The sequence below is a fragment of the Bacillus sp. 05T22 genome (assembly GCF_056396765.1).
Genome location: NZ_JBFTMC010000021.1, coordinates 13311 through 39472, shown reverse-complemented (window position 1 = coordinate 39472; position 26162 = coordinate 13311). Strand labels below are relative to the sequence as shown.

The following is a 26162-nucleotide window of genomic DNA, read 5'->3' as shown; positions in this document are numbered from 1 at the left end:
ATTTTCTCAAAAATTGTTCTGTATAAAGGCAGGTGACAAGATGTGGAGAATGCCCCCTTATTAAAAGTGAGGCAAATGAGTAAATCATTCTCAGAACAAAGGGTACTAAAAGAAGTGAATTTAGAATTAGACTATGGCGATGTTTATGCTTTAGTTGGCGGAAACGGTGCTGGGAAATCAACATTGATGAAAATATTAATAGGTTTATACTCTTATGATGCCGGGGAGATGTATGTAAAGGGAGTAGTGCAAAGTTTTTCTAATCCAGCGGAAGCACATTTAAATGGTATTTATTTAATTCCACAAGAACCGTTAATTTTTCCTCATATGACAATTGAAGAAAATATATGTATTGGAATAAAAGCAAAGAAGAAGGAACTTCGTACAAAGATAAAAGATTTGATAAAAAGTTTAGGGTGGAACATAGAACTGCGTGCAATTGGAAGTTCATTATCAATTGCACAGCAACAATTAGTAGAAATATTAAGAGGATTAATAAGAGAAGCAGAGATTCTTATTTTAGATGAGCCAACATCGACATTAACAACTCATGAAATAAAGAGTCTTTTTGTGCTGATAAAAGACTTAAAAGAAAAGGGAATCGGAATGATTTATATTACGCATCGTTTTCCGGAAATCTTTGAGATTGCAAATAAAGTAGCTATTTTGCGTGATGGAATGATAGTGAGTCAAGGGGATGTATCAGATTATACATACGACATGCTAATGGAGGGATTATTGCCTAAAGATTATAAACAAGAGGAGAAGAAAGAGGCACCTCAAGAAACGATGAAACTTTCTCAACAAGTATTAGAGGTAACAAATCTGTCGAGTTATGCATTTCAGAATATATCACTAAATGTACATGCTGGGGAGATTGTAGGGATTGCTGGTGTTGTTGGATCGGGTAGAACGGAATTAGCAGAAGTGTTATATGGGATAAGGCCCATACTGTCAGGGGATATTTTATTAGAAGGGGAGTCAATTGCAAAGTGTTCTACGAGTAAGCGATTAGATAAAGGGATGGTATATGTTCCGGAGGATAGGGCAGGGAGTGGTATTTTTTCAATTCGGTCTGTTAAAGAAAATATAACGGCAGCTTCTTTACACCGGATGAGCCCATTCTTTTTAAAACACAAAAAAGAAAGCGCTTTAATGGAATTGTATATGAATAAGTTTCGGATAGTTGTTTCCAATGTAGATGAAAAAATGACATCTTTATCAGGTGGAAACCAACAAAAAGTTGTATTAGCAAAATATCTTGCCTGTGAACCTAAATTAATTATTCTCGATGAACCAACGCGCGGGATTGATGCAAAAGCAAGATTAGAAGTATATGAGGCAATTCAAAGTTTAAAACAATCAGGGCTTGCGATTTTATTAATTTCCTCAGATGTAGAAGAAATTGTTCAATTAGCAAACCGGGTATATGTGATGAGGAATGGAAAACTTGTTTCTCATTTAGAGAAAGGAGAAGTTTGTATAGATGAAGTTACACGCCTTGCATATGTGGGAAGGGAAGGTGTAACGGAATGAAACGTTTTTCAAATATAGTTAAAATGCATGAAACATCCATTATTATTTTATTACTTATTTACATAGCCCTCGTAGGAATTATTAATCCTAGTTTTGTTCAGTTTAGTTCGCTTTCTTTAATTGTGAAATCAAGTCTTATTTTAGTCATACTAGCTATTGGTCAATCATTCGTATTATTTACTAAAAATATTGATGTTTCAGTCGGTTCTATTATGGGATTAAGCGCAGCAATTTGTGGGATGTTTTTGACAAATGGTAATAGCATCTTAATTTCAATCATTGTTGCAATCTTGCTTGGAGCTGTGATTGGAATGATAAACGGCGTTGGGGTTACGAAGTTTCGTGTACCGGCAATTATTATGACATTAGGAATGTTAGGGATTATTAGAGGAGCGATGTTGATATATACAGGCGGCAAATGGATTGAAGATATTCCTAAGTCTTATAAACAGATGTCTTCTGTCATGATACTAGGGCTTCCAGTTACAGTATGGATCATTTTGGCTATTTTACTATTATTATATATCTTTTTAACGAAAGCACCTTTTGGAAGATATTTTTATGCTGCCGGAGATAACGAAGACGGAGCACGCCTCATTGGAATACCGGTAGACAAGGTGAAAATATATGCATTTATTATTTCTGGGATGAGCGCAGGGGTTGCAGGATGCATATTTGTTATGAATATCGGCTTTGTGCCAAATCAAACTGGTACAGGAATTGAGTTACAAGTAATTGCTGCCGCTGTTCTCGGCGGAATTCATCTAAAAGGTGGAACAGGTTCTATATTTGGAGCAGCACTGGGAGCGATTTTTTTAGAAGTTATAAGTAGTTCATTAGTCTTTTTAAAAATACCTGCTTTTTGGAATAGTGCTATATCAGGATTCTTACTGTTACTTATTATTATATTAGACAGCATCTTAAAAAAATGGAAGGGAATAAGACAGTTGGAAGAAAGAAGGATGAATCTATGAAGTATGCACGTGGATTTTTAAGATGGGAAGGAGTTCTTATTGTATTACTTATTATAGAGTTCATTCTCTTTGGTTTGTTAAACAGTGATTTTTTAAATATTAGTAATTTACTTTTCAGTATGAATGACTTCGTTTTTATTACGATTGCCGCAATTCCAATGACTTTTGTAATTATAACAGGTGGAATCGATGTATCTGTAGGATCGATTATGGGGCTTACTTCAATTCTTATTGGTGTACTCTGGATGAATGGAATTCCGGTTATTTTAGCTGTAATTATTGCCTTGTTTATCAGTTGTCTAGCGGGTTGTATCAACGGGGTGATTATTAAAACGACAGAGGTAGAACCTCTTGTTGTTACACTTGGAACGATGTTTTTATATGCAGGAATTGCACTTGTTATCTCGGGTGGCTCAAATGCCAGTGGATATGAAGGGATAAGTGGTTTACCGGATTCTTACGTGCAACTTGCAAATGGAAGTTTTATAGGAATTCCTAATTTAGTATGGTTACTTTTCGTTTTGACTGTTTTGTTTACACTCTTACTTCATCGAACAAGGTACGGACGTTATGTCATATTGACAGGTGCGAGTGAAAAGGCAGCTAAATATTCGGGTATTCGAACAAAAAAAATAGTAACTATTGCCTATATTCTTTCTGGGTTAGGAGGTGGATTAGGAGGGGCTTTTTTAACAGCATATTTTGGCTCAGCTCGAGCTGATATTGGAAGCGAGACAATTCTGCCGGTTATTACGGCAGTTGTATTAGGTGGGACACTCATCACTGGGGGAAAAGGAAGTATTCTTGGAACAGTACTAGCAAGTATATTTATTGGAATGATGCAGTACGGTTTACAAATGACAGGTTTAACGAACGAACAGTCAAATGTAGTTATTGGTATTATACTTATCCTCTCTGTTATTATTAGGCATTTCAAGTTACAGCAACTCACTATGTGGAAAAGAAGGAAATTGCATAAGGGGGAAATGTCATGAAAAGAAAACTGGGGATTTTTATCATTACATGTGTTTGTATCATCGGTTTAATCGCATGTTCTAGCAAAACAGCAGACAAGAAAAAAGCAGATGATGTGAAATTTGCTTTCATTCCGAAATTGACAGGGGTTGGCTTCTTTACATCAGGTGGTGAAGGGGCAAAAGAAATGGGAGATAAATTAGGGGTACAAGTGAAATATGATGGGCCGTCAGAGGCTAGTGTATCAGGGCAAGTAAAATATATAAACAATTTTATTAATCAAAACTATGATGCATTGATGGTTTCATCTACATCGGTTGATGGACTTTCACAATCATTACAACGCGCTAAGAAAAAAGGAATGACGGTGTTGACATGGGATTCTGATGTAAATCCGAAAGACCGTTCATTTTATATAAGCCAAGGAACGCCGGAGCAACTGGCAAATTTATTAATTCAAATGACCTCATCACAAATTGGAGATAAAGGAAAAGTAGCATTCTTTTATTCAAGTCCGACTGTAACAGATCAAAATCAGTGGGTAACAAAAGCAAAAGAGATTATAAAAGAAAAATATCCAAATTGGGAAATTGTAACGACGCAGTACGGAGAGAATAATGCACAAAAATCATTATCGGTTGGAGAAAGCATTTTAAAAACGTATCCAGATATTAATGCAGTGATTTGTCCTGATGCAACAGCACTTCCAGCAATGGCACAAGCTGCTGAAAACTTAAAAATGGATAAAAAGGTAGTTGTGACAGGATTTTCAACTCCAAACGTAATGCGTGATTATGTAAAACGTGGAACTGTTCAGCAATTTGGGCTATGGGATGTAAAACAACAAGGCGCACTTGCCACTTATGTTGCAAATGAAATTGTGGTAAAAGGAAAGAAATTAAAAGTTGGCGATAGCTTTGAAGTTCCGAATATAGGTAAAGTAAAGGTGGAACCGAATTCTATTCAAGGTTATGACTATGAAGCAGATGGAAATGGAATCATTGTATTACCAGAAAGAGTTGTATTTACGAAGGATAATATTGATAAGTATAATTTTTAATGTTGAAATGAAAAACGTCCGGTATTTTTATCGGACGTTTTTATTATGCCAATCTTTTAGAATCTCTTCATCAATTTGTCCAACTACTTCTTGTGTACCATCACCTTTTTCAATTTTAACCTCAGCCCATTCTGTATTACTAACGACATACCAAAACCTTTTTGTTCCTTCAACAGTAATGATTTTTGCATTTTTGTTCCCGACATAAACTTTAGTAATAGCGTTATCACGAATTGTTCCAGCATAAATGTAAGGGATTTGATGCATGGAAGTCCATCTTACAGGGCTATTCCATTCAGTTCCTGTAGTTCTTATCCAATTCCACTTGTCACTTTCCTTTTCAAAATAAGCAATGAATATTTGTTCTCCTTGCTGATTTTGTTCTGTAAATATTGCTACGGCATCATTTTCTTGTGAAACATTCATTTCTGTATGAATGAGAGTGTAGGAATTGTTCTTTTGTCCAAAATGCATTTTTTGCATCTTTTCATGGAAGTACATATAAAAGGATTGCTCTTTTGAACAGCTAATAAGAAATGTGATTAATATGAGGAAAGTATAGGTTATATTTCTATTCAACTTGCTGCCTCCTTTTATCTTGAAGGATAAGTCTTTTTAGCAAAATAAGTACAAATATCCTAATAATTGTATTTATGTTAAAATTATTCTGAATATTAAATTATGCGATTGGAGGAGTCGATTTGCTTACACAAGAACAAATCTCCAACTTATTTAGAAATTTTTCTATAAAAGAATGTAAAGGATCGAGCGATTTATATGAACATTTATCATTAAAAATTTCAGAAGACGAGGAAATCCTTGCATTAGCGTCACACGCACAACTTGGTCAGCCAACTCCTAACTTATTACTTGGTGCTGTTCACTATTTATTACTGAAAGGGAGTAATCATGTATTAAAACAATACTATGGTAGCCTTGTTTCGGCTCCAGAAAAAAATCTAGAACATTCTTTTCAACATTTTAAAGATTTTTGTCAGATTCATAGGGAAGAGATAATCAATATTTTAAAAACAAAGCTAGTGCAGACAAACGAAGTAAGACGATGTACATATTTATATCCGAGTTTTTGTTATATATTTAATAAAGTGAACAAGCCTTTAGCGCTAATTGAAATTGGGACAAGTGCTGGTTTACAGCTGTTCTGGGATCAGTATAGCTATTCTTATGGAACAGGAGAGGTTTTTGGAAATAAAGACTCTAAAGTTCATTTGAAATCAGAAATAAAAGGGGAGAATCAGCCATTTTTCTTACAACAAAGTCCACCTGTCGTAGAAAGAATCGGACTTGATTTACATATAAATGATTTAAATAATGAGGAAGATTACTTATGGTTACGCTCACTTATTTGGTCTGAGCATAAAGAACGACTTGAAATGTTTGATCACGCAGCAGCTTGTTTAAAAGAACAATCTGTAAAATTAATAGAAGGGGATGGAGTAGCTCTTCTTTCAGAAATTGCAGAACAAATTCCAGAGGATTCGGTGATTTGTGTTTTCCATACACATGTAGCGAATCAAATACCAGAGAGTGTAAAACATAAATTAGTAGAAAAAGTTAAAGAAATTGGTGCGAAACGGGATGTTTTCCATCTTTATAACAATATGTGGGATAGAGATCTTCATCTTGATTGTTTTATGAATGGGAAAGAATACAATGAAACTGTTGGAGAAACGGATGGCCATGCGCGTTGGTTTAGTTGGAGGTTGGGCGATAAATCGCTTTGTTAGACTTATGAATAAACAAAAATGAAAGTAACTAGTTACTTTCATTTTTGTTTATGATAATATGTTAGTAATCACTTACTTACATATTGGATGGAGGAATTAGAATGGGAAAACCAACAGCGAGAGAAAAGGTTATGGAAGCAGCGACTTTATTATTTGGTGAAAAGGGATATACGGCCACGACAATTCGTGAAGTTGCAGAAAAAGCAGGGGTAAGCGAGTTGACAATTTTTCGTAATTTTAAAAACAAGGAAAATTTATTTCGGGAAAGTATTATTTTGCGAACAACCCCAGTTGCTTTATTAGAGGAATTAGAAGAACAGTTTACAGGTGATTTAAATAAAGACCTTACAAAGATTGCAGAAACATACATTCAGGTAAACTTACCAAAATTAAATTATATTTGGGCAGCATTACTAGAATCTAGACAAAATAGTGAAATGAAACGATTACTTCATGAATTAAATTCACATTTAGTTGACCATTTAGAAACATATTTACAGCTACTTGGAGAGAAGGGACATATTATTACATGTAACTATCGTTTAATAGCGAACATGTTTTATGGACAATTATTCTTATATATTATGAATGTGAGTATAACGGAAGAGGATATTCAATTAGAAGAGTACATAGAGACATGTGTAACTCTATTTATTAACGGGATTTCAAATAAGAAAAATTAAGAGAGAGGAAATGGAAACATGAGAAAATTATTTGCGCTATTTGCATTAGTTGCAGGATTCTTCATGGCAATTTTAGATTCAAATATTGTAAATATTGCATTGCCAGAAATGACAAAAACATTTCATACGTCTATTGATACAATTTCTTGGATTGCAAATGGATATAATGTCGCTTTTGTTACTTGTTTATTAATAGCAGCTCGTCTTGCGGATCAATTTGGCCGCAAGAAGCTGTATGTTATTGGGTTATTAGGGTTTTCTATCAGCTCACTTATGTGCGGAGTGGCAACATCTTTTCATACATTAGTAATTTTTCGGGTGTTACAAGGAATTTCTGCAGCCATAATTGTACCTGTTGCGATGCCGCTTGGACTTGAACTTGTGCCAAAAGAAAAACAAGGTATGATAGGTGGAGTTATGGGGGCTTTTGGTGGATTAGCTGCAGCGATTGGTCCATCACTTGGAGGTGTTTTAACAGATAAACTAAGTTGGAACTGGGTATTTTTTATTAATGTTCCAGTCGGTATTCTATCCTTAATCTTTGTCTTTCTTTTTATTAAAGAATCATATGATCATACAGCTAGTTCTAAAATAGATTGGGCAGGTATGGTTACTTCATCATGTGCATTGTTTTTACTTGTGTACGCTCTGATACAAGTAAATAAATCGAGTTTAAGTCCGCTAAGTATAAGTCTTCTCTTTGTTATTTCTTTTATAAGCTTCATATTGTTTATCTTTATTGAAAAGAAAAGTGAAAATCCGATGTTACCCCTATATTTATTCTCATATAAGGAGTTTTCGTTTTCAAATCTTTCATTATTTTTTGTAGGCATGGGTTTAATGAACTTTTTATTTGTTTTTGCATTTTACTTAGTTCAAGTAGATGGAATGAGCGAGCTTCAATCAGGGATGATTATTAGTACACTTGCGGTAGTATCAATGGTAGTTACCGCGATTATGACACCCATTGCTGCAAAACGTGGAAGTAGTGTTATCGGTAGTATAGGAATTATCGCATTTATAATCGCTTCGTATTTATTTGGTCATATGGAATCAGGCTTTTCAAATTGGGATTATATTTGGCGACTCGTGGTTGTAGGTTTTGGTGCAGGGTGTACGCTTGCTCCATTGACAACAACTGCCGTTTTAAGTGTTCCAACCGAAAAATCAGGTATTGCGTCAAGTATATCTAATATTTCTAGAACAGTAGGAAGTATAGTAGGTGTAGCGATATTAGTTGTGATTTTAAATCATCAATTATCTATCGAAAAAGAAGAAATAAAGCAACAAGTGAAAGCGATGATTCAAAAAGGCAATCAAACAGACTTTGAAAAACAAAAAATACTACACGTAATACAAACAAGTGATGAGAAGAAATATGTAAGCATGGAATCAGAGGAAGGAAATAAACTCTACGAACAAATTAAATGGAAATATAAATACGGGGTTATTCGTAGTTTTAATAAAACTTTTTTAATAGGAGCATTTATTTTCTTTTTGGCACTTATTTGTAGTGTAGTGGAAATATACATGAATAGAAAAAGGACAATAAATTAAGACATACAGGTTAAAATGAAGAGAGAATATAGCAACTTAATTTACATAATGTTATTATGGTTATTAGATCTGTATCGGCTATTACTTAATTGATAATCCTCATTTCAAGATATTAAGGAAGATAAAATATTTAAAGTGAAAGTTTAGTATAAAAGCACTTTAAAAAGAACGCTAGTTCGTATATACTTAATACAATTGAAGTTGAAGTAGAAGAAGGGAAGAAAAGATAATGATTCATAAAATCGGTCAAATTATGTTATATGTAAATAATCAAGATGAGGCTGTGCAATTTTGGACAGAAAAAGTAGGTTTCCACTTAGTTGCGGATGAAGATAACGGTCAAGGGTTTAGATGGATTGAAATCGCGCCAACAGAGACAGCAGAAACGAGTATTGTTCTACATAATAAAGAATTAATTGCGAAGATGCAGCCTGAATTAAATCTTAGTACACCCTCCATGTTGTTTTTCACTGAAGATATCGATAAATTATATAAAGAGTTTGTAGAGAAAGAAATTACAGTTGGAGAAATTGTAAATATGCCGTCTGGTAGAGCGTTTAATTTTGCTGATCATGAGAAGAATTACTTTGCAATTATGGAGAAAAATTAATTAAGAGTATAAATCGATTTGAAATATGAACACGATGTTTTAAAGTTTGTATAGATCCTGTTTTACAGGGTCTTTTTTTATCATTTTAACCGATTCATCCCCCTCCTCTAAACGAAGTGAAGGTGGGGGGAGTTCAATTGGCTCTGTTAAAGTATTATGTTGATAGTAATAAAAATAAAAGAACCAAACTTTGGTCCTTTTACTGTATGTATTGTTAATCAATCGCCTGTTTCGTTAACGAAATATTGGTATTAAAAAATTCTGAGTAGTCCTGTAAATGATAATCAGCTAAATCACTTTGACTTTGAAACATACATGTTGAAATTCCTAATTTTTTTGCGGGTAATAAATCTAATTCTCTGTCTCCAATAACTAAATTGATTCTGTGTTTTGTGTGCAAATGAATATATGCTAATGGATTGGGTTTTCGAGGAAAACCATCGTCAATCGTAACCATATCAACAAAGTATTTATCCCATCCGTAGTACTTTAATATGGCTGAAATTCCGTCCCTATGCTTATGGGTCATAATTACATTTTTATTTGCAAATTTTAAGATTTCTTCTACATTATCAAACGGTTTCATCTCTTTTGGAGATAGTTTCTTCGTTAGGTTTTTTATTTCTTCTTCTTTATTGCTGGAAATGTTATAGTAATCAATTGCATGAGAATACGAAATTTTTAACTTTTCATAGATTTCCTGTTTATCCACTGTATCTCCTAAAACCTGAGAGAGTATTTTTGTATACGCAGGATAAGTATCAAATAATGTTCCATCAAAATCCCACAAAATGTTCAATTAAACCACCCTTTTTATAATTATATCAGTATAAATTCGTCAAGCTAACGTAAACTCCTTCTTTTATTGAACTACCCGCATGGACGAACAGGGGATAATCCCAATTAAAACTCAAATGTAGATATTCTGTTAATGTAAGGGGGAAGGTTTTCACTATAATTACATCGAATTTATTAAATGAAACGCAGGATATTATTGTGATTTATCCCGCTATTCGCGTGCAGTAAAACCCCCGACTCAAAATTCAGCAGAAGCAAAGAAGTTGGGTGAAGATRGGGCTGCCCGTAAAAGCTTAATTGGTGAGGGCTGATAGTCAGTGGGGGTGAAGAAACCCCAAATGATTAAAGTTTCACTTTATCTTAAGGAGAGGGAATAATTGAACCTAGGTAATCCGATAGCTATTGGGAATACAGCAAAGATATATCTTTATGATAATAAAATTGTGAAAGTGTTTAAAAAGCACTTTCCAAATACAGAATCTTTATATGAGGCAAAGAAACAAGAATACGCTTATTCATGCGGGATTCAAGTCCCAAAGGTATTAGAAGTCACAGAAATAAAGGGTAGGCAAGCAATTATAATGGAATATGTAAAAGGGAAAACAGTAGGTGATCTCTTAATTCATAATATGGAACGAGCTGAGCATTACATAAGTATTTGTGTTAATGCACAACAAAAGGTGCATGCTGTTGTTGTTGATTCGGATTTACTTGAACCGATGTCAGAAAAACTATATCGCCAGATTAAATCAGCACATAATCTAGATGAGAAACAAAAGGGTAAATTGTTAAGAAAATTGGATTCAATGGTATTTGAACCTAGGCTATGTCATGGGGATTTTCATCCATTTAATTTGATTTTGAGTAATGATAATGTGAAAATTATTGATTGGGTGGATGCTAGCGCGGGAGATATTCGTGCCGATGTCTACCGAACATATTTGTTGTATGCCCAGGCTTCAGTAGAGTTGGCTGAAATGTATTTACGTATATATTGCAAAAATGCTGGTTTATCAAGGGATGAAGTTATAAAGTGGGCTCCTATTATTGCTGGGGCAAGATTGTCAGAAAAAGTATCTTCAGAAAACATAGAACATCTAAAGAGATTAGTAGACTAGTATTGTCATTAAGGAACACGATAGAACTAGCATTTCTGTAATAATCAAATTTTTTAATGCGACAGAATTAGATAATAAAACCGTTCAAAATTTTTGAACGGTTTTTGGTTGTTATATTATTTTTTAACTTATATATTGAAAAGTTATGCTAGATAGTTATTTCGATTTGATTTCCTTCTGGATCACTAATTACGCTCTCATAATAGCCATCTCCAGTGAAACGTGGTCCATTTAATACCGGATATCCAGCTTCTTTTAATGTTTTGGTTAGTTGATTCACATTTTCTTCACTACCAACAGAAAAAGCCAAGTGAGCATACCCGGTTATATTGGGATTAGGTTTATCTTCTATTCCTTTCTTTCGCATAATTTCAAGGCGTACTCCAGATTCAAAAGTAATAAAATAAGATTCGAAGTGTTTAGCTTTATTGTGATATAAAGAATTCGCCTCTCCATTAAAGTATTGTGTATAGAAAGTGCGCATTGTATCTAAATCATTCACCCAAATTGCTATATGTTCAATTTTCATTTATTTCACCAGTCCTGTTCTTACGTGAATTTATCCCGCATTAATAGACAGTAACATTCCCACCTCAAAATTTAGCGGAAGCAAAGAAGTTATGTGAGAGATGGAGAACTTCAAACTTCATAATGTTTTACTTTATGAAGTTTGAAATGATATGTCAAGAAATAAGAGTGGATGCTGAAAGAAATCGATTTTAAACATAGAAATGAAAAAGTTATTTAGCAAAGATTTATGTTAATTTTCTGATGTGGGAATACATAGGTTTTTTAATAGAATGAGTCTTTACATAGTAATTTAATATTTTTACGGTAATTACAAGTTAAGGAGGAGAATAATTTATGGGTCAATATGAACAAATGTTGCTCGTTGGAACAATTATGTCTATTATACTATCCATAATAATTTTGGGATCATTATATTATAATCCTCGTCTATGGTTAAATGACTATCCTAAGGATATTCAAAAATCTGTTCTGCCAAAAACAATTACTGAAAAAAGACAAACTTTATACTTTGGAATTGTATATAATGTAATTCTTTTTGGAACACCCTTCATTTCAACTTTTTTACTAAATCAACATAAGAAATTATTTTTTATAGATGCTTTCTTACATTCTTTTGGAATTTTAATGATTTTTAACTTAGTTGATTTACTCATTCTAGATTGGCTTATATTTTGCCGGATTACCCCGAGATTTGTTGTTATTCCTAGTACAGAAGGGATGAAGGGATATAAAGATTATAAGATGCATCTAAGAGGAGCAATGATTGGTACGCCTTTCCTCATAATTGTTAGTTTATTCATTGCTGGAATTGCTATAAATATTTAGTACGAGGAAAATATTGTATTTTATTTAGAGGAGATAAGGATGGACATTATAATTAGGAAACTAGAATTAGAGGATTTGAATGAATTTCCTGAAATTGATGACAGTTTTACGGTTGATTCTAAGTTAGTTCTTTCATTAGGAGCGAAGAATCAACGAATAGAATACACAGTACGGGAAATACCAAGCTATGAGAAAAATTATTCAGAAGATATATATAAAGAGGATCAAGAGAATGATTTAGATTATAGTGAATATGTTAATAATCCAGATAAGATAAATTATTTGGCGTTTATGAATCACCAAATAATTGGAATGATTATAGTAAAGAGAAACTGGAATGGTTTTGCTTACGTGGAAGATATAAAAGTAGATAAGCAGTTTAGACAGCTTGGAGTTGGTAGGAAATTAATTGAGCGGGCAAAGGATTGGGCACAAGTTTGTGAAATGCCAGGAATCATGCTGGAGACACAGAACAATAACGTTAAAGCGTGCAAGTTTTATGAAAGTTGTGGCTTTGTTATAGGAGGCTTTGATTTTCTTGTATATAAAGGGATAAATGAGCAAAATGATGAAGTTGCAATATATTGGTATTTGAGATTAAAAGATAGTCCGATATAACCTATAGTGCTTCACGCGAACAAAGAGTGTCTTTAGAGCTTTTCATGGCACTCTTTGTTCGTTATCATGCTAAAAAAATTCTAAAGATACAAGGAATAGGTTAGTTCACCGTATGTGAGAATTTCATCATCGGTAAACCCCTGATTAGAATAGAATTTTTGACCCGAATCATTTTCAGGATGCACAGTTAAGCGAATGCGATGGCAAGATGGATGAACGATTTTTAAATGGTTAATTAATTCGTTTATTGCCGCAGCTCCAAATCCTTTTCTTTGATGTCCTTTGTCGATAAAAAAATGAAACAGCCAAAAGCCCTTTTGACAATCTAGTTCGTAATGTAGATTAAAGAAACCAACCATTTTCTCGTTATGATAAATTCCAAAAGGTTCAATCATTCTATCATCCGGCCTAATATACGCTTTAGCAAGTGCAATAGCAACAGGTGGTGTAACTTCAGAAACAAACTTTTGTTGTTCAATATTTACAGAAAGCGTGAGAGCCTCTCGCCAGTTGTCAGAAGTTATTTTTTTCAGAGTTACTTGAGACATAAGTTGAAACCTCCAGTTTAAATAGGGGATATGGGAAGAGCTATTGAACAAGCGTATTTTGCCCAGCAGCAATTTTCCACGATTCTTTTTCTTTGACCATCACATAAACAGCAAGGCTTCCTTGCTCATCTTCTATTATTTTTCCTTCAGAGGTTGTTGGGTATTGTCTAATATGTGCGATAGCTACATCAGAACGAATAAAGTTAATACTTTCAACTGTATAACAAGCGTATGAGTCCCGAAGAGGTCCTGGTAAAAGAACTTTGTGTGTCTCATTGATTTGCTTCCAACCTGATAGCCGCTTGCCAAGCGCATTGACCCATGTGGCATTCAAAGTGAAGTGGCGATCTAATTCGTCTGCATCATGTGCATTAAATGCAATTTCTATTTCGGTAATCGTTTGCTGGATTGCATTTATTTCTTCTTGCTGATGTTCTTTGGAATTATAGCCTTTAGACATATGTATTCCTCCTATGTTGGTTCGGTATCTATAGATTACTAAAGTAAAGTTGTTATAACATCCGGCAATAGTAGTATTTTTTTAGAAAGAATTAATACGAATGTATGAAAACGAGACGGATTTGAATACATTTACTTATGTGGTTTGAGAAACTTATTGATTAAGGTTTAGTAAGAGGAGTTAATTCAATAAGTCTAGAATAATATAATGTTATGGATACGGAGGGGCAGTATACTATCTCAACAGGTAAACATGTCTATTAGGTATGAATCAGAATACAATGTCATAATACACCTTGAAAGAAGTGTTTAAAACATTAATTCAAGACTAGGAGAGGACAATGATAGTTAACCTAAATGATTACTTAAAAGATTTAATGGTGGGTATTCCTGAAGGAGAAATCAGCCTACGAGATTTTCGAAACGAACAAAAATGGATTAGTTCAAACTATAAATTTGGAATGCCGGGTAGTAGAAAAAATTTAAAGGAAGTTATTTGGAATGTTGAAATAAACCCATTTTATCTTGCCAAATATACGGTGACAGAAGAACTTTATGCGATTATTATGGGAAAGAAATCTTTAATAACAGCTGAGGCTCAAAAACCAGTTGTTAATGTTTCATGGATAGATGCAGTTAATTTTTGTAATTTACTGTCTGATGCGCTAGGTTATGACAAGTTTTATGATTTTGATAATGAAAGTAAAGCAGTTGTTTGCAATTATAGTACGAATGGTTTTCGTTTACCTACAGATGCTGAATGGCAATATGCATGTAAGGCGAAATCAAAAGGATATCGGTATGGTGAAATTGATGAAATTGCTTGGTATAAAGATAATTCTAACAAACGAGTGCACGAAGTTGGTGAGAAAAAGCCTAATGAATGGGGCTTGCATGATATGGTTGGGAATGTTTGGGAGTGGTGCTGGGACTTATACGATGCAGAGACCTTCGGTACTTACAGAATAATTCGCGGAGGAAGTTGGGCAGAAGAAGAACGTGGATGTGGAGCTACTTGTCGCCGCAAGAGTATGCCTAATTTTTATATAGATGATATCGGATTTAGAATTGCGAGATCAATCATTTGATAATTGTAAAATTTTTAAAAAGAAGGATGTCATTTAGATTGTGACATCCTTTTTTTTATTTTTTCTTATTTTTATCTTTATCTAAGATGTTTTGTTCTTCAGCAAATTCAGTTCCATACGCGAATCGGCCATTCATATTAATTCGTTCATTGTTATGTCGTTCATGCGTATGAGAAAAACGATGCACAAATACTTCAGATAATGTAAAGACAATAGCGGATAGAATACTACCCCATGCGATCTGCATATAATTGTCCAATAAAATATTACCGAAAATCCACACACTTAAATATGTTAACAAAAARTCAGCCATAATAGCGGCGGAATTTCCAATACGATTCAAAAGGATTTTATCAACAAACATATAAGAAACGATTGTTACAAACAGGCTAAAGGATATAACATCAACAATTGTTGCATCGAAAAATAAATCAAGTCCGATAGCAAACGCGATGATACACGATATAAATTTGATTAGCACAATTGTAAAATTACTCACATTGCACACCTCCCGTTTTTTACATAGTTTTGGTATAAAGCGAGAAGTTCATACATTTCTTATGTATGTACATGATTGTAAATAAAATTTTTCATGTTAAACATCTTGTCAAAATATTAAAAAAATAAGCGAAAAATGTTATAGTAAAATGAGAGTGTATGACATTTTTAGGTAAGGGGGATCCAAATGTGGATTACTTCAGAAGTAGAAATTCCAGATGAACTATTTGATAATCTTGAACAAGGAAGGCTTGTATTATTTGTCGGAGCAGGAGTTTCTATGAAAGGGAAATCAAACTTACCAAATTTCGATGATTTAGTTGATGAAATTGCGGAAGCTTTATATGTTGAAAAGCGTGAAAATACAGAACCGCATGATTATTATCTTGGAAAAGTTGCGAAGACGAAAGATGTACATCAAGTTGCACAAGATCTTGTTGATGTGAAAAATTCAAAACCGAATCCATTACACTATGCCATTCCACGGCTTTTTTCAGATGATATTGATGTTCGCATCGTTACTACAAATTTTGATCAGCATTTTACAAGTGTAATTCGGGAAATGAATCGAGATATCAATATATATTACGCACCTGCACTTCCAACAGGTAGAGCGTTTAAAGGTTTAGCATATATACACGGCAATGTAGAACAGGAAAAAGAAAATTTAATATTAACGGATGGCGATTTTGGAAGGGCTTACTTAACAGAGGGTTGGGCAAGAAGATTTTTAGTTGATTTATTTTCAAATTATACGGTGTTATTCATCGGATATAGTCATAATGATCCTGTCATGAAATATTTAGCAACAGGTTTACCACCGAGTACAAAACGTTATGCATTTGTTGCACAAGGAGATAATACATATCACTGGGAGCATTTGGGAGTAAGGCCCATTGTTTATCCAAATAAGGCGAACAATCATCAGGCACTTGTTCAAGCGGTGAAGCGCTGGGCTGAATTAATGGGAGATAATTATATTACAAAAAGAATGCGAATTCGTGATATCGTGACAGTTCCACCATCAGTTGAACAAGAGCAATTATCATATATAAAGCAATCAGTAAAAAAAATTGAAACACTCCGGTATTTTATAGAGTTTGCTCGCGATTATGGATGGGTAGAATGGTTAGAGGCAGARGGCAAAATCCAAAATTTATTTTTGCTTTCCACTATTCATAGTGAAGAGGATGAATTGTTGGCCGAGTGGCTCGTCAAACAATTTCTTTTTAGCCACCAAAAAGAATTATTTCAGCTTATTTATAAAAATCACTCAAAAATTTCTCCTTTGTTATGGCGAACGATTTGTACGTATTTAAACGAAACAAAAGAGCAAATTGAACCGCTATTATTCGCAAAATGGACATTGCTCTTACTGGAAACAGCAGAAAAAAATAGTAGCTCTATAGAATTGGTTTCATATTTGTTACATAAATGTTCCTTTCCTGATCATAAAGAAATTTTCGTCTTATTGTTGGCGTTTATTTTGGATGGGAAAATTAAATTAAAGCGTGTCAGAAGATGGGAACACGATATGCAAGATTCAATTGAATTAGAGGAGACAAGCCGTTTACCAGTTCCTGTATTTGCATTTGTACAAAGAATCTGGGATGAAAAAATGAAACCGCATATCGCATATTTTGCCGACCCAATTATGGTCATAGGGTTAGAAAAAATCCAAATGTTATTTTTAAGGCAGACTGCACTGCAGAAAAAGGACGGTGTGACATATAATACAGTCGAATTTTCAGAGCATGACTTACAGCCAAAAGATTTTACATTTTTAATTCGTATTGTAAAAGAATGTCTCGCCTATTTATGTGAAAATAATAAGAGAAAGGCAAACTACTATATCGCCCAAATGATAGAAACAGATAGTATATTACAAAAACGAATTGCAATAGCTGCGATGAGTAAAAATTCATTTGTAACTGACGATGAAAAAATCAAATGGCTACTAGAACAAAAGTTGCTTTTACATGTTACATATAGGCATGAAGTATTTAAATTTTTAAAGAAGCATTATCCATTTACTTCGGAACAAAGAAAGCAAGAAGTGTTACAAAAGGTTATGAAACACCTTGTTAATGAGAGGGCTTTTGATGCTTGCCTTATTATGGATTTACTTTATACATGTGATCCAAATAGTAATTGTACAGTACAAGCATATAAAAAAATGAAACAAAAACATCCTCATTTTTCCCCAGAACGTTACGGTGAAAAGCGAGTAGAGGATGCTGTACAAAGTATTACATGCAACGTAACGGCCGATGGATTATTGCAGTTGAAAGACCATGAAATGATGAAACAAGTTAGGCTTTTTTCTCATGACGGTATTTTTGAACAACGTCATTTTTTAGAAATGTTATCAAAGGCATGTAAATTGGATACAGAGTGGAGTATTTCGCTTGCGTATCAATTAGTAGGGGAAGGTAAGGTAAGTAATGAAGTATGGTTTGTCTGTATTCGGGCATGGAGGAATAATCGTAAGTTTACAAATCAACAAATACAAAAAATCATTCCACTCTTGCAACAATTTGTAAGAAATACATCTTTTCATTGGTTAATTAGCAGTTTTCTTTATGAAATCAGCAATCGATTAGAAGAATTCCAAGAGAATAGTATACGTGTGGTGAAACGCTTTGCCTTTTCTTTATTTCCTCAAGTAATGAAAGGTAATCTGAATTTCAAGATAGAGGAGCATGACTTTTATAATGAGTCTATTCAACATCCTGTTGGAAAGATGACATCAGTATTATTAAAGCTACTAGCATATGACCACTTATACGATCGGAATATTCACGAATACTTGTTTTTATTTGAAGAACAAATGAGAACATTTTCGCAGAGTACCAATTTCATGTTTGCACGATTAACAGCAGATGTAACATTTTTATATCATATTGAGAAACAGTGGTGTAGAAAAAAACTGTTACCTTATCTCGATTTAAAAAAACAAGAAAAAGCAATAAAATATGCATGGGCAGGACTCTGCTATACACAAATAAATTTACCGTTATTTACAGAGATAAAGCGATATATTAAATATGCAGTCGAGCATTTACATTTGTTACATCCACATACAAAAGAAGTGTTCTTAAAGTGGCTCAGCTTTGTCTTTATTAAATGTGTATTATATTGGGATCAACGAGCAGATTGGTTATATCCACTTTTTATACAGGAAACGGAAAATGAAAAAATTAAGTTTATGGAACATTTATGTTATTATGTGAATACATTAAGCGCGAGAGAACAACAAAAATTTTGGGAAGCTTGGTTAGCTGGATTTTTGAGTGAACGTCCAAAAATGAGTTCTATAACCGGTAGGGAATATGTCATGTTTTTACGTTTTGTATTATGTATGGATGGAGTTGCAGAAAAGGGATTACAAACAATTCTTACTTGTTTCTCGCCGCCATCAGAACGTTACGATCAAGCGGAAATGAAACAACTATTTTTGGCTATTTTGGAAAAGAAAAAGAACATGAAAGATCATGTAGAGGCTTATGGTGAGTTGTTTTTTTCTTTATTACAACACTTGCATGAGGCGAATTTTTTTGAAAATGAAATCATCGAGATTAAACAATTATTAACAGAGTATCAAGTGGAGCATGATTTACTAATATCTATTCAAAACGAAATGATTCGTATTGGACTTGTGATGACAAATTTACAAGATTAATAGTGGGTAAAAAGTGGAATTTCAAAAAAAAAATAAAAAGGTATTGACAGTATTTTAAAAAGCATTCTATAATACGAATCATAACTTATTCAATTTCAAAAACATTTGAATAAACAAAGTGCGATGAAGAGATCACAGTAGTGAGGATCTTACTGTAACAGAGAGCTGATGGTTGGTGTGAATCAGTACAGGGATAATCATGAATTACAGTCTTGGAGCATCTTTTTCGGATTAAAGATATATGTTCTTTATGAAGGAAAGGCGGTCAAATGATCGTTAACAGTGAAGAGAGGTAGACGAAATAAGTCTACAACTAGGGTGGTACCGCGATAAATATCGTCCCTACTGATTGGATCAGTAGGGACTTTTTGTATTTTTGTGGCCCAACTTGAAAATGGAATATTATATGCATTGAAAGGAAAAGGAGTAGTAGTTGTTTCCCTGTAACAGAGAGCTGGTGGTTGGTGTGAACCAGTACAAAAACAAGTGCGAATTACAGTCCTGGAGCATCTTTTTCGTAGTAAAGATAATCATCTTTATGAAGGGAAAGACGGTCAAATGATCGTTAACAGTGAAGAGAGGTAGACGAAACAAGTCTGCAACTAGGGTGGTACCGCGATAAATATCGTCCCTACTGAGTAAATCAGTAGGGATTTTTTGTACACAGAAAGACGGTATCGATCCCATAATGAGTTTTTGTAAAATATCAATTCAGAAAATAGGGAATTTTCATTCCTTTATTATAGTTTTAAACATTAAAAGGAGGATTTTAAAATGGCAAATCATGAGTTAGAACAATTACGTAAACAGGTGGATAAAATTAATTTGCAGTTACTGGAATTGTTGAATGAACGAGGTAAAGTTGTTCAAAAGATTGGGGAACAAAAACAAGTGCAAGGTACGAAACGTTTTGATCCAGTTCGTGAGCGTGAAGTACTTGATATGATCGCAGAACATAATGAAGGACCATTCGAAACTTCAACAGTTCAACACATTTTCAAAACAATTTTCAAAGCAAGTTTGGAATTACAAGAAGACGACAATCGTAAAGCATTACTTGTTTCACGTAAAAAGAAAAAAGAAAATACAATCGTGGATGTAAAAGGTGAATTATTAGGAAACGGAACACAAACATTCATCATGGGTCCTTGTGCAGTAGAAAGTTTAGAGCAAGTTCGCCAAGTGGGGCAAGCGATGAAAGAACAAGGATTAAAATTAATGCGCGGCGGTGCTTTCAAACCGAGAACGTCACCATACGACTTCCAAGGATTAGGGGTTGAAGGCTTACAAATTTTACGCCAAGTAGCCGATGAATTCGATTTAGCGATTATCAGTGAGATTTTAAATCCAAACGATGTAGAAATGGCTCTTGAGTACGTTGATGTCATTCAAGTTGGGGCACGAAACATGCAAAACTTCGATTTATTAAGAGCTGTGGGTAAAGTAAATAAACCTGTATTATTAAAACGTGGTTTAGCAGCGACAATTGATGAATTCATTAATGCAGCTGAATACATCATCGCACAAGGAAATGATCAAATTATACTATGTGAGCGCGGTATCCGCACATACGAAAGAGCAACGCGTAATACGTTAGATATTTCAGCAGTACCAATTTTAAAGAAAGAAACACATTTACCTGTTGTTGTGGACGTAACGCATTCTACGGGACGCAGAGATTTATTATTACCTACTGCAAAAGCAGCACTAGCAATTGGAGCAGATGCAGTCATGGCAGAAGTACATCCAGACCCAGCAGTTGCATTATCTGATTCTGCACAGCAAATGGATATTCCAGAGTTCCATAAATTCATGGAAGAGTTAAAGGGATTTAAAAATAAATTATCTTAATTTCATATTAAATATGCATTGAAAGGGAAACAGTAGTGCTTATCTCCCTGTTTATAGAGAGCTGATGGATGCTGAGAATCAGTACAAAGATAAGCATGAATTACAGCCCTAGAGCATCTTTTTCGTAGTAAAGATCATATCTTTATGAAGGGAAAGACGGTCTCATAGATCGTTAACAATGATAAGAGGTAGACAAAAAATAGTCTACAATTAGGGTGGTACCGCGATATTAATCGTCCCTACTGAGCGCTCAGTAGGGACTTTTTTGTACAAAAAAATAATAAAGGGGTAAGAGAAATGAGATATATTACAGCCGGAGAATCACATGGTCCGCAGTTAACTGTTATTTTAGAAGGTGTACCTGCAGGATTATCGTTACAAGCAGAACATATTAATAAGGAATTATTAAGAAGACAAAAAGGGCATGGTCGCGGGAGACGCATGCAAATTGAAACGGATACAGTAGAGATTGTAAGTGGTGTGCGCCACGGAATAACGCTTGGTTCACCAATTACATTAATCGTAAAAAATGATGATTTCAAACATTGGACGAAAGTAATGGGGGCTGAACCTATTTCGGAGCAAGAAAATAAAGAAATGAAACGTACAATTACAAAACCACGTCCAGGACATGCAGATTTAAATGGTGCAATTAAATATGGTCACCGTGATATACGAAATGTTTTGGAACGTTCTTCTGCAAGGGAGACAACTGTCAGAGTAGCTGCTGGTGCAGTTGCAAAACAAATTTTAAAAGAATTAGGTGTACAAATTGCAGGACATGTTCTTGAGATTGGYGGGATACAAGCAAATCGTGTAGGCCGATTACTAATAGAAGAAATTCAAACAATTACAGAAAATTCACCTGTGCGTTGCCTAGATAAAGAGGTAGAGCAAAAGATGATGGATGCTATCGATACTGCAAAAAGCAGTGGGGATTCAATAGGTGGAATTGTAGAAGTAATTGCGGAAGGGATGCCAATTGGTGTTGGTAGCTACGTACATTATGATCGTAAATTAGATGCAAAACTCGCGGGAGCAATTATGAGTATTAATGCTTTTAAAGGTGCTGAAATTGGGATTGGATTTGAGGCGGCAAGGCAGCCAGGAAGCTTAGTACACGATGAAATCCTATGGGATGAAGAAAAAGGCTATACAAGAAAAACAAATCATGCAGGTGGATTAGAAGGTGGTATGACTACAGGAATGCCAATTGTAGTAAGAGGTGTAATGAAGCCGATTCCTACATTATATAAGCCACTTGTGAGTGTAGATATTGATACGAAAGAAACATTCCAAGCAAGTATTGAACGATCTGATAGTTGTGCAGTACCAGCTGCAAGTGTTGTTGCAGAAGCTGTTGTTGCATGGGAGCTTGCGGATGCATTAGTTGAACAATTCGGAAAAGACCGCATGGAATTAATCAAGCAAAATATTACGCAGCATAACAAATATGCAAAAGAATTTTAAAAAGGATGGATGCCAGATGAAGGTAAAAGAGAAATTATCATCATTACAGCCATATAAACCAGGTAAATCAGCGCAGCAAATGAAAGAGATATATGGGGATCATTCATTTGTAAAATTAGCATCAAATGAAAATCCATTCGGTTGTTCACCACGTGTTATAGAAGAGTTGCAAAAAGCATGGCATGAACATGCCTTATATCCAGATGGAGGAGCTGTAGAACTTCGCCAAACAATTGCAGAAAAACTACAAGTTCAAAAGGAACAAATTATATGTGGAAGCGGACTTGATGAAGTCATTCAAATTATAAGCCGTGCGGTACTTTGTAAGGGAGATAATGTAGTAACAGCAGGAGAAACTTTCCCGCAGTATCGTCATCATGCAGTTATTGAAGGCTGTGAAGTGAAAGAAGTTCCACTGCAAAATGGCTCATACGACTTAGAGGGAATTGCAGAAGCAATAGATGAAAAAACAAAAATTATTTGGATTTGTAATCCGAATAATCCAACAGGCACATATATTGATGACCGAAAATTAAATGAATTTATAAATAGTGTGCATGACAGTGCGCTAATTGTAATCGATGAAGCGTACTATGAATATGTCACAGCGAAAGATTTTCCAGAAACAATACCATTATTGAAAAAACATAAAAACCTTCTTATATTACGAACATTTTCTAAAGCGTATGGTTTAGCATCATTTCGCGTTGGATATGCAATTGGACAAGAAGAATTGATTGAGAAATTGAATGTTGTGCGTTTGCCATTTAATGTATCTTTACCTGCGCAAAGAGCAGCAACAATCGCTTGTAATGATGAAGAATTTATAAAGGAAGTAGTTCGCATAAATCGAGAAGGACTAGAGCGATATGAGAGTTTTTGTAACGAGAATGAGATTTCGTTTTATCCATCTCAAACAAACTTTATCTTTTTACCAGTAGACGATGCTGGGGAAATATATGAACGATGTGCGCACGCAGGTTTTATTATTCGCCCGTTTCCAAATGGTGTCCGGATTACGATTGGAACGAGCGAACAGAATGAGGGAGTGATTTCAGTGTTAAAACAGCACTTTATAAATAGAAAAAATGAGTTTCGAGATGAGGCAAATGTGTAAAAAAGTTTTATTAATTGGTACAGGATTAATTGGTGGTTCTCTCGCGCTAGCGATTAAAAGAGAACATGAAGTGATGATTACAGGTTATGACATTCATAGCGAACAAGTGAAGCGCGCGAAAGAACTTCACGTAATTGATGAAATTGCAGAAGATTTACAAACTGCTTGTGAGGGGGCGGAATTAATTGTTTTTGCTTCCCCAGTTGAAGAAACAACAAAGTTATTACGTAAGCTCGCGGCATACGATTTACGTGAAGATGTAATTGTTACAGATGTAGGAAGTACAAAGGGAACGATTATGAATGAAGCAGAGTCTTTATTACCAGAAGAGGTCTCTTTTATTGGGGGACATCCGATGGCAGGTTCACACAAAACGGGAGTTGAAAGTGCGAAAGCACACTTGTTTGAAAATGCATTTTACATTTTAACACCAATGAGTCATGTATCAAATGATCGAGTGGAACAACTAAAAGAATGGTTAAAAGGAACAGGATCACATTTTCTCGTATTGAATACGGAAGAACACGATTATGTAACAGGGATTGTAAGTCATTTTCCTCATTTAATTGCGGCGGGCCTGGTGAAACAAGTTGAAAAGCATGCAGAGGAGAATCCATTAATTCATCAGCTTGCGGCAGGTGGATTTAAGGATATTACACGTATTGCATCAAGTAGTCCGAAAATGTGGAGTGATATTGTCAAACAAAATCGAAATCATTTACTGCAGCTACTAGAAGAGTGGATGTTGGAAATGAAAGAGTTACACAAAACAGTTGCTAATGGCGATGCGGATGAGTTGCAGAACTACTTTGCGAATGCGAAAGAATATCGTGATTCTTTACCAGTTCGTAAAAGCGGAGCGATTCCAGCTTATCATGACTTATATGTTGATGTTTTAGATAAAGTAGGGGCATTAGCTCATATTACGAGTATTTTAGCTCATGAAGAAATTAGTATTACAAATCTGCAAATTATAGAAGCGCGAGAAGGATTACTTGGTGTGCTTCGTATTAGCTTCCAAAGAGAAGAGGATCGCTTAAAAGCAGTGATCGTATTACAAAAAGAAGAATACCAAACATATGAAACAATGTAATAAGGAGAGGATGACACCGTGAAGGAGAAAACGATACAAAATGTAACAAGTGGATTGCGGGGAACGATTAGAATCCCCGGAGATAAATCTATCTCGCACCGTGCTGTCATGTTTGGAGCAATTGCGCAAGGGAAAACAACGATTAAAGGTTTTCTATCTGGTGCCGATTGTTTAAGTACCATTTCTTGTTTTAAAGAAATGGGAGTAAAAATCTCGCAAAATGGTGATGAAGTGATTGTCGTTGGAAAAGGATTAGAAGGGTTACAAGAACCTAAAAATGTTTTAGACGTTGGCAATTCAGGTACAACGATACGCTTAATGTCTGGGATACTTGCGAACACACCTTTTCATTCCTGTATTCAAGGGGATTCATCAATTGGGAAGAGACCAATGAAACGTGTAACGAATCCGCTTGGACTTATGGGAGTGAAAATTGATGGTAGAGAAGAAGGGACGTTTACTCCGCTTACAATACGAGGTGGAAGTTTAAAAGCAATCGACTATACTTCACCTGTAGCAAGCGCACAAGTGAAGTCGGCTATTTTACTTGCGGGACTGACTGCAGAAGGTGTAACAACTGTTACAGAACCTCATATTTCAAGAGACCATACAGAAAGAATGCTTGAGGCGTTTGGCGTTACGGTAACTCGTGAAGATAAAACTGTGAAAATTGCTGGTGGACAAAAATTAATAGGGACTGATATACAGGTGCCTGGTGATGTTTCTTCAGCGGCATTTTTCTTAGTTGCGGGAGCGGTTGTTCCAAATAGTAAACTTGTATTACAAAATGTTGGAATGAATCCGACTCGTACAGGAATTATAGATGTTCTTACTAAAATGGGTGCTAAGTTAGAAATACAGCCTATTAATAAGGATGCGTCAGAACCAGCTGCGAATATTACGATTGAAACATCTTCACTTCAAGGGATTGAAATTGAAGGGGATATTATCCCAAGACTGATCGATGAAATCCCAATCATTGCGCTTGCAGCAACGCAAGCAGAAGGAATTACAGTTATCAAGGATGCACATGAGTTGAAAGTAAAAGAAACAAATCGTATCGATACAGTTGTAGCTGAATTAACAAAACTAGGAGCACGTATTGAAGCAACGGATGATGGAATGATTATTTACGGTAAGTCTTCGTTAAAAGGCAATAAAGTAAATAGTCATGGTGACCACCGAATCGGTATGATGCTTGGGATTGCGGGCTCTATAGCAGAAGGTAAAACAGTACTCGGAGATGCGGAGGCTGTTGGAGTTTCGTACCCTACATTTTTTAAGGAACTGAGCAAACTACAAACTGAATTGGAAAAAGCATAA

General features: G+C 34.7%; 24 protein-coding genes and 3 other annotated features. Of the genes, 18 read left to right on the top strand and 6 right to left on the bottom strand.

Annotated elements, in window-relative coordinates:
- Positions 1–42: 42 nt before the first annotated feature.
- The 4 genes from AC1DIT_RS09555 to lsrB are packed head-to-tail and all read left to right on the top strand — an operon-like array spanning position 43 to position 4545.
- Positions 43–1536 (top strand): sugar ABC transporter ATP-binding protein, encoded by a 1494-nt coding sequence (locus tag AC1DIT_RS09555; RefSeq protein WP_016115239.1) that lies wholly within the window; start codon positions 43–45, stop codon positions 1534–1536.
- On the top strand, positions 1533–2510 hold the full coding sequence (locus AC1DIT_RS09550) for an ABC transporter permease subunit (protein ID WP_016115238.1): 978 nt from the start codon (positions 1533–1535) through the stop codon (positions 2508–2510). Before AC1DIT_RS09555 ends, AC1DIT_RS09550 begins: the two co-directional genes overlap by 4 nt.
- Positions 2507–3505: an ABC transporter permease gene (locus AC1DIT_RS09545; RefSeq protein WP_016115237.1), complete on the top strand. Its 999-nt coding sequence runs from the start codon at positions 2507–2509 to the stop codon at positions 3503–3505. Before AC1DIT_RS09550 ends, AC1DIT_RS09545 begins: the two co-directional genes overlap by 4 nt.
- Positions 3502–4545 (top strand): autoinducer 2 ABC transporter substrate-binding protein LsrB, encoded by a 1044-nt coding sequence (gene lsrB, locus AC1DIT_RS09540; protein WP_016115236.1) that lies wholly within the window; start codon positions 3502–3504, stop codon positions 4543–4545. The genes AC1DIT_RS09545 and lsrB overlap by 4 nt, the downstream gene beginning before the upstream one ends.
- 27 nt (positions 4546–4572) lie before the next feature.
- Here lsrB and AC1DIT_RS09535 read toward each other — a convergent pair whose 3' ends face one another.
- Positions 4573–5124 (bottom strand): hypothetical protein, encoded by a 552-nt coding sequence (locus AC1DIT_RS09535; protein WP_016115235.1) that lies wholly within the window; start codon positions 5122–5124, stop codon positions 4573–4575.
- 122 nt (positions 5125–5246) lie between these two features.
- Here AC1DIT_RS09535 and AC1DIT_RS09530 point away from each other — a divergent pair, with 122 nt between their 5' ends.
- The 4 genes from AC1DIT_RS09530 to AC1DIT_RS09515 all read left to right on the top strand — a co-directional run bounded on the left by AC1DIT_RS09530 (position 5247) and on the right by AC1DIT_RS09515 (position 9143).
- Positions 5247–6293 carry a DUF2332 domain-containing protein gene (locus AC1DIT_RS09530; RefSeq protein WP_016132944.1) on the top strand — a complete coding sequence of 349 codons (1047 nt, stop codon included), beginning with the start codon at positions 5247–5249 and terminating at the stop codon, positions 6291–6293.
- A 101-nt stretch (positions 6294–6394) separates the two neighbouring features.
- Positions 6395–6976, top strand: coding sequence for a TetR/AcrR family transcriptional regulator (locus AC1DIT_RS09525; RefSeq protein ID WP_016132943.1), 582 nt, complete (start codon positions 6395–6397; stop codon positions 6974–6976).
- Positions 6977–6994: 18 nt separating this feature from the next.
- Complete coding sequence (locus tag AC1DIT_RS09520; protein WP_016132942.1) at positions 6995–8533, top strand: MFS transporter; 1539 nt, start codon at positions 6995–6997, stop codon at positions 8531–8533.
- Between the two features lie 229 nt (positions 8534–8762).
- On the top strand, positions 8763–9143 hold the full coding sequence (locus AC1DIT_RS09515) for a VOC family protein (RefSeq protein ID WP_016115230.1): 381 nt from the start codon (positions 8763–8765) through the stop codon (positions 9141–9143).
- A 214-nt stretch (positions 9144–9357) separates the two neighbouring features.
- Here AC1DIT_RS09515 and AC1DIT_RS09510 read toward each other — a convergent pair whose 3' ends face one another.
- Positions 9358–9942 carry an HAD-IA family hydrolase gene (locus AC1DIT_RS09510; RefSeq protein ID WP_016115229.1) on the bottom strand — a complete coding sequence of 195 codons (585 nt, stop codon included), beginning with the start codon at positions 9940–9942 and terminating at the stop codon, positions 9358–9360.
- 376 nt (positions 9943–10318) lie between these two features.
- On the opposite strand from AC1DIT_RS09510, the gene AC1DIT_RS09505 reads away from it, so the two are divergent.
- Positions 10319–11059: an aminoglycoside phosphotransferase family protein gene (locus tag AC1DIT_RS09505; protein WP_016115228.1), complete on the top strand. Its 741-nt coding sequence runs from the start codon at positions 10319–10321 to the stop codon at positions 11057–11059.
- A gap of 148 nt (positions 11060–11207) precedes the next feature.
- Here AC1DIT_RS09505 and AC1DIT_RS09500 read toward each other — a convergent pair whose 3' ends face one another.
- On the bottom strand, positions 11208–11588 hold the full coding sequence (locus AC1DIT_RS09500) for a VOC family protein (protein WP_016115227.1): 381 nt from the start codon (positions 11586–11588) through the stop codon (positions 11208–11210).
- A 335-nt stretch (positions 11589–11923) separates the two neighbouring features.
- Here AC1DIT_RS09500 and AC1DIT_RS09495 point away from each other — a divergent pair, with 335 nt between their 5' ends.
- Positions 11924–12415 carry a hypothetical protein gene (locus AC1DIT_RS09495; protein ID WP_016115226.1) on the top strand — a complete coding sequence of 164 codons (492 nt, stop codon included), beginning with the start codon at positions 11924–11926 and terminating at the stop codon, positions 12413–12415.
- Between the two features lie 39 nt (positions 12416–12454).
- Positions 12455–13033 carry a GNAT family N-acetyltransferase gene (locus tag AC1DIT_RS09490; RefSeq protein WP_016132941.1) on the top strand — a complete coding sequence of 193 codons (579 nt, stop codon included), beginning with the start codon at positions 12455–12457 and terminating at the stop codon, positions 13031–13033.
- A gap of 80 nt (positions 13034–13113) precedes the next feature.
- Here AC1DIT_RS09490 and AC1DIT_RS09485 read toward each other — a convergent pair whose 3' ends face one another.
- On the bottom strand, positions 13114–13581 hold the full coding sequence (locus AC1DIT_RS09485; protein WP_016115224.1) for a GNAT family N-acetyltransferase: 468 nt from the start codon (positions 13579–13581) through the stop codon (positions 13114–13116).
- A gap of 40 nt (positions 13582–13621) precedes the next feature.
- Positions 13622–14041: an SgcJ/EcaC family oxidoreductase gene (locus AC1DIT_RS09480; protein ID WP_016115223.1), complete on the bottom strand. Its 420-nt coding sequence runs from the start codon at positions 14039–14041 to the stop codon at positions 13622–13624.
- A 340-nt stretch (positions 14042–14381) separates the two neighbouring features.
- On the opposite strand from AC1DIT_RS09480, the gene AC1DIT_RS09475 reads away from it, so the two are divergent.
- Positions 14382–15128 (top strand): formylglycine-generating enzyme family protein, encoded by a 747-nt coding sequence (locus tag AC1DIT_RS09475; protein WP_016132940.1) that lies wholly within the window; start codon positions 14382–14384, stop codon positions 15126–15128.
- A gap of 55 nt (positions 15129–15183) precedes the next feature.
- On the opposite strand, the gene AC1DIT_RS09470 is transcribed toward AC1DIT_RS09475, so the two are convergent.
- A complete protein-coding gene (locus tag AC1DIT_RS09470) occupies positions 15184–15627 on the bottom strand; it encodes a YndM family protein (RefSeq protein ID WP_016131515.1) in 444 nt (147 codons plus the stop codon).
- A gap of 186 nt (positions 15628–15813) precedes the next feature.
- Here AC1DIT_RS09470 and AC1DIT_RS09465 point away from each other — a divergent pair, with 186 nt between their 5' ends.
- The 6 genes from AC1DIT_RS09465 to aroA all read left to right on the top strand — a co-directional run bounded on the left by AC1DIT_RS09465 (position 15814) and on the right by aroA (position 26162).
- Positions 15814–19308 carry a DUF4020 domain-containing protein gene (locus AC1DIT_RS09465; RefSeq protein ID WP_016115220.1) on the top strand — a complete coding sequence of 1165 codons (3495 nt, stop codon included), beginning with the start codon at positions 15814–15816 and terminating at the stop codon, positions 19306–19308.
- 114 nt (positions 19309–19422) lie between these two features.
- Positions 19423–19655, top strand: a binding site (T-box leader).
- A 55-nt stretch (positions 19656–19710) separates the two neighbouring features.
- Positions 19711–19944 (top strand) — a binding site (T-box leader).
- A 138-nt stretch (positions 19945–20082) separates the two neighbouring features.
- The gene (locus AC1DIT_RS09460) at positions 20083–21159 is read left to right on the top strand and encodes a bifunctional 3-deoxy-7-phosphoheptulonate synthase/chorismate mutase (RefSeq protein ID WP_016115219.1); all 1077 of its coding nucleotides are present in this window, start codon (positions 20083–20085) and stop codon (positions 21157–21159) included.
- 9 nt (positions 21160–21168) lie between these two features.
- Positions 21169–21403, top strand: a binding site (T-box leader).
- A 53-nt stretch (positions 21404–21456) separates the two neighbouring features.
- Complete coding sequence (gene aroC / locus AC1DIT_RS09455) at positions 21457–22629, top strand: chorismate synthase (protein ID WP_016132939.1); 1173 nt, start codon at positions 21457–21459, stop codon at positions 22627–22629.
- A 16-nt stretch (positions 22630–22645) separates the two neighbouring features.
- Positions 22646–23746 (top strand): histidinol-phosphate transaminase, encoded by a 1101-nt coding sequence (gene hisC, locus AC1DIT_RS09450; protein ID WP_016132938.1) that lies wholly within the window; start codon positions 22646–22648, stop codon positions 23744–23746.
- Complete coding sequence (tyrA, locus tag AC1DIT_RS09445) at positions 23739–24839, top strand: prephenate dehydrogenase (protein ID WP_033671241.1); 1101 nt, start codon at positions 23739–23741, stop codon at positions 24837–24839. The genes hisC and tyrA overlap by 8 nt, the downstream gene beginning before the upstream one ends.
- An 18-nt stretch (positions 24840–24857) precedes the next feature.
- Entirely contained in the window at positions 24858–26162 is a 1305-nt protein-coding gene (aroA, locus tag AC1DIT_RS09440) for a 3-phosphoshikimate 1-carboxyvinyltransferase (protein ID WP_016115215.1), read from the top strand.

What these genes read in the sequence shown, in the direction of transcription:
- AC1DIT_RS09515 (WP_016115230.1), top strand. Translation starts at nt 8,763, where the DNA reads ATGATTCATAAAATCGGTCAAATTATGTTATATGTAAATAATCAAGAT.
- AC1DIT_RS09480 (WP_016115223.1), bottom strand. Translation starts at nt 14,041, where the DNA reads ATGTCTAAAGGCTATAATTCCAAAGAACATCAGCAAGAAGAAATAAAT.
- AC1DIT_RS09460 (WP_016115219.1), top strand. Translation starts at nt 20,083, where the DNA reads ATGGCAAATCATGAGTTAGAACAATTACGTAAACAGGTGGATAAAATT.
- AC1DIT_RS09475 (WP_016132940.1), top strand. Translation starts at nt 14,382, where the DNA reads ATGATAGTTAACCTAAATGATTACTTAAAAGATTTAATGGTGGGTATT.
- AC1DIT_RS09550 (WP_016115238.1), top strand. Translation starts at nt 1,533, where the DNA reads ATGAAACGTTTTTCAAATATAGTTAAAATGCATGAAACATCCATTATT.
- AC1DIT_RS09545 (WP_016115237.1), top strand. Translation starts at nt 2,507, where the DNA reads ATGAAGTATGCACGTGGATTTTTAAGATGGGAAGGAGTTCTTATTGTA.
- AC1DIT_RS09490 (WP_016132941.1), top strand. Translation starts at nt 12,455, where the DNA reads ATGGACATTATAATTAGGAAACTAGAATTAGAGGATTTGAATGAATTT.
- AC1DIT_RS09495 (WP_016115226.1), top strand. Translation starts at nt 11,924, where the DNA reads ATGGGTCAATATGAACAAATGTTGCTCGTTGGAACAATTATGTCTATT.
- lsrB (WP_016115236.1), top strand. Translation starts at nt 3,502, where the DNA reads ATGAAAAGAAAACTGGGGATTTTTATCATTACATGTGTTTGTATCATC.
- AC1DIT_RS09520 (WP_016132942.1), top strand. Translation starts at nt 6,995, where the DNA reads ATGAGAAAATTATTTGCGCTATTTGCATTAGTTGCAGGATTCTTCATG.
- AC1DIT_RS09500 (WP_016115227.1), bottom strand. Translation starts at nt 11,588, where the DNA reads ATGAAAATTGAACATATAGCAATTTGGGTGAATGATTTAGATACAATG.
- hisC (WP_016132938.1), top strand. Translation starts at nt 22,646, where the DNA reads ATGAAGGTAAAAGAGAAATTATCATCATTACAGCCATATAAACCAGGT.
- tyrA (WP_033671241.1), top strand. Translation starts at nt 23,739, where the DNA reads ATGTGTAAAAAAGTTTTATTAATTGGTACAGGATTAATTGGTGGTTCT.
- AC1DIT_RS09485 (WP_016115224.1), bottom strand. Translation starts at nt 13,581, where the DNA reads ATGTCTCAAGTAACTCTGAAAAAAATAACTTCTGACAACTGGCGAGAG.
- AC1DIT_RS09525 (WP_016132943.1), top strand. Translation starts at nt 6,395, where the DNA reads ATGGGAAAACCAACAGCGAGAGAAAAGGTTATGGAAGCAGCGACTTTA.